This window comes from Pseudomonas agronomica, assembly GCF_025917275.1.
GTDB classification, from domain to species: Bacteria; Pseudomonadota; Gammaproteobacteria; order Pseudomonadales; family Pseudomonadaceae; genus Aquipseudomonas; species Aquipseudomonas agronomica.
In genome coordinates this window covers 1-2,807 of the sequence record NZ_JAOSHO010000596.1, presented here as the reverse complement: position 1 = coordinate 2,807, position 2,807 = coordinate 1, and the positions used below count along the sequence as shown (strand labels likewise).

The window sequence follows — 2,807 nt, the reverse complement described above, 5'->3', positions numbered from 1 at the left end:
CGCTTTCGCGAGCAGGCTCGCTCCCACAGGGATCGGGGGTGGGTCTCAACCCCGCGATTCGACGCCCAGTTCATCCCAGACCGATTCGGCCAGGTGGAAGGTGGCATTGGCCGCCGGGATGCCGCAGTAGATGGCGCTCTGCATGATCACTTCCTTGATCTCGCTGCGGCTCACGCCATTGTTGGCGGCGGCGCGCAGGTGCAGCTTGAGTTCTTCGTTGCGGTTCATGCCGATCAGCATGGCGATGGTGATCAGGCTGCGGGTATGGCGCGGCAGTCCCGGGCGGGTCCAGATGTCGCCCCAGGCGTGACGGGTGATCATCTCCTGGAATTCACTGTTGAATTCGGTCAAGGCATTGAGGCTGCGATCCACGTGGGCATCGCCCAGCACGGCGCGGCGTACCTGCATGCCTTCGTCGTAACGTTGTTTCTCGTCCACAGAAAACTCCTCAGGCCCGGCCGGAATCAAGCAGGAAATCCAGCACCCGCGCGCTGAACGCAGCACCAGCCTGGACGTTGGAAAGATGTGCAGCGTAAAACTCGGCGTATTCGGCCCCACTGACCCGCGCCTGGATAAAGTGCCCACCCGACGGCGGTGTCACGGCATCTTCGGTGCCAGCGATCACCAGCAGCGGCACACGAATCGACGTCAACTGCTCGCGGAAATCGGCATCACGTACCGCCGCACAGTTGGCTGCATAACCTTGGGGCGACGTGGCGGCCAGCATGTCGGTAATTTTTTTTGCCGTCGCAGGCTGGGCCTCGGCGAAGTCCGGGGTAAACCATCGGGCAATCGAGGCGTCACGCAACGCCACCATCGCATCCTTGCCATCGCGCAGCACGGTTTCGATGCGCGGGTTCCACATCGACGGATCGCCGATCTTGGCGGCCGTGTTGCACACCACCAATTTGCGCAGGCGTTCGCCGGCATGAATGCCCAGCCACTGACCGATCAACCCGCCCATGGACAAGCCACAGAAATGCACTTTGTCGATGCTCAGTTGATCAAGCATCGCCAGCACATCGCGGCCCAGTTGCTCGATGCTGTAGGGGCCTTCGGTCACCAGCGATTGACCATGGCCGCGAGTGTCAAAACGCAGCACGCGAAAATGCTCGCTAAAGGCCGGGACCTGTTCGTCCCACATGTGCAAATCAGTGCCCAGGGAGTTGGAAAGCAGCAACACCGGGGCATCTTGCGACCCGTCGAATCGGTAATTCAGATCGCCCTCGGCGAGTTTGATGAATCCCACAACAATCTCCTTTCAGGCATTCAAGGCAAGGTGTTCGGCCACGGCCCGGGCGACCCAGGTTTGGGCTTGGCCAAGGTAGTGGGCCGGGTCGAGCAGGTGATCGAGTTCGCTGGTGGATAACTGCGCGGTGACCTGGGGTTCGTCCCCCAGCACATCGCGTAGATGCCGCTGTTCGGCCACGGCGCGCTTGCAGCATTGTTCAAGCAAATGATGCGCAGTGTCGCGCCCCACACGCTGGGCCAGGACGATGCTTACCGCTTCCGCCAGCACCAAGCCCTGAGTCAGTTCCAGGTTGCGGGCCATGCGCGCCGCGTCCACTTCCAGCCCGTCGGCCAACAGCCGCGCCTGTTGCAAGGCGCCCGAGACCAGGCAGCAGATCTCCGGCAGGGTTTCCCATTCGGCGTGCCACAGGCCCAGGCTGCGCTCGTGTTCCTGGGGCATGGCGCTGAACAGCGTCGACACCAAGCCAGGCACGCGCGTCGCCGCGCCGATCAACACCGCCGCGCCCACCGGGTTGCGCTTGTGGGGCATGGTCGACGAACCGCCCTTGCCCGGCGCGGAGGGTTCGAATGCTTCGCCGGCCTCGGTCTGCATCAGCAGGCTGATGTCGCGCCCCAACTTGCCCAGGCTGCCGGCGATCAACCCCAGCACCGCGCCGAACTCCACCAGACGATCGCGCTGGGTGTGCCACGGTTGTTCCGGCAGGGTCAGTCGCAACTCGGCGGCCAAGGCTTCGGCGACCGGCAGCGCCTGGTCGCCCAAGGCGGCGAGTGTCCCGGAGGCGCCGCCAAATTGCAGCACCAGCAGGCGTGGCTTGAGCTCGCTCAAGCGCTGGCGACTGCGGGTGATCGCCCCCAGCCAACCGGCGATTTTCATGCCCAGGGTGACCGGTGTGGCGTGTTGCAGCCAGGTTCGACCGGCCAACGGCGTGGCGGCGTAACGTTCGGCTTGTCGGGCCAGGGTGGCGGCCAGTTGCGCCAATTCGTCCTCGATCAAGCCCAACGCCTGGCGCAGTTGCAGCACCAGTCCGCTGTCCATCACGTCCTGGCTGGTCGCCCCCAGGTGCACATAACGCTCAGCCTCGGCGCTCTCGGTAGCGATGCGCTTGCTCAGCGCCTTGACCAGCGGGATCGCCGAATTGCCGGCACTGGCGATCGCTTCGCTCAATGCCGAAAAATCGTACAGCTGGGCACGGCAGGCGTTCTCGATCGGTGCCACTGCGTCGTGGGGAATCAGCCCTACTCGCGCCTCGGCCCGGGCCAATGCGGCCTCGACGTCCAGCATGGCCTGTACCCGCCCCGCATCGCAGAAAATCTCGCGCATGTCGCGGGCGGTGAAGTAGGCATCGAACAGCTGATTGGCCGGTCGGTCGTTCATGAACATTCCTTGAAAAAATGGATGTCTCTGTGGCCAAGATTGCTCCCGCTGACGTGCACCCGCAGGATCTGCGTAAGAGCTGCGTAGCAACTGCGTAGCAACTGCGTAGGAGCTGCCGAGTGCAACGAGGCTGCGATCTTTTCCCCTGACACTTGAGTCTCAAGTGAAAGATCAAAAGATC

General features: G+C 63.3%; 4 protein-coding genes. All 4 read right to left on the bottom strand.

Annotated features, from left to right (window positions below):
* Nucleotides 1-45 precede the first annotated feature (45 nt).
* Nucleotides 46-438, bottom strand: a complete 393-nt coding sequence (pcaC, locus tag OC610_RS24985; RefSeq protein WP_030142291.1) for a 4-carboxymuconolactone decarboxylase — start codon at nt 436-438, stop codon at nt 46-48.
* Nucleotides 439-448: 10 nt separating this feature from the next.
* Nucleotides 449-1,249: a 3-oxoadipate enol-lactonase gene (pcaD, locus tag OC610_RS24980; protein ID WP_264431692.1), complete on the bottom strand. Its 801-nt coding sequence runs from the start codon at nt 1,247-1,249 to the stop codon at nt 449-451.
* Between the two features lie 12 nt (nt 1,250-1,261).
* Nucleotides 1,262-2,626 (bottom strand): 3-carboxy-cis,cis-muconate cycloisomerase, encoded by a 1,365-nt coding sequence (locus OC610_RS24975; RefSeq protein WP_264431690.1) that lies wholly within the window; start codon nt 2,624-2,626, stop codon nt 1,262-1,264.
* A partial coding sequence (locus OC610_RS24970) for a hypothetical protein (RefSeq protein ID WP_264431689.1) occupies nt 2,623-2,807 on the bottom strand: 185 nt, incomplete at its 5' end. The genes OC610_RS24975 and OC610_RS24970, both read right to left, overlap by 4 nt.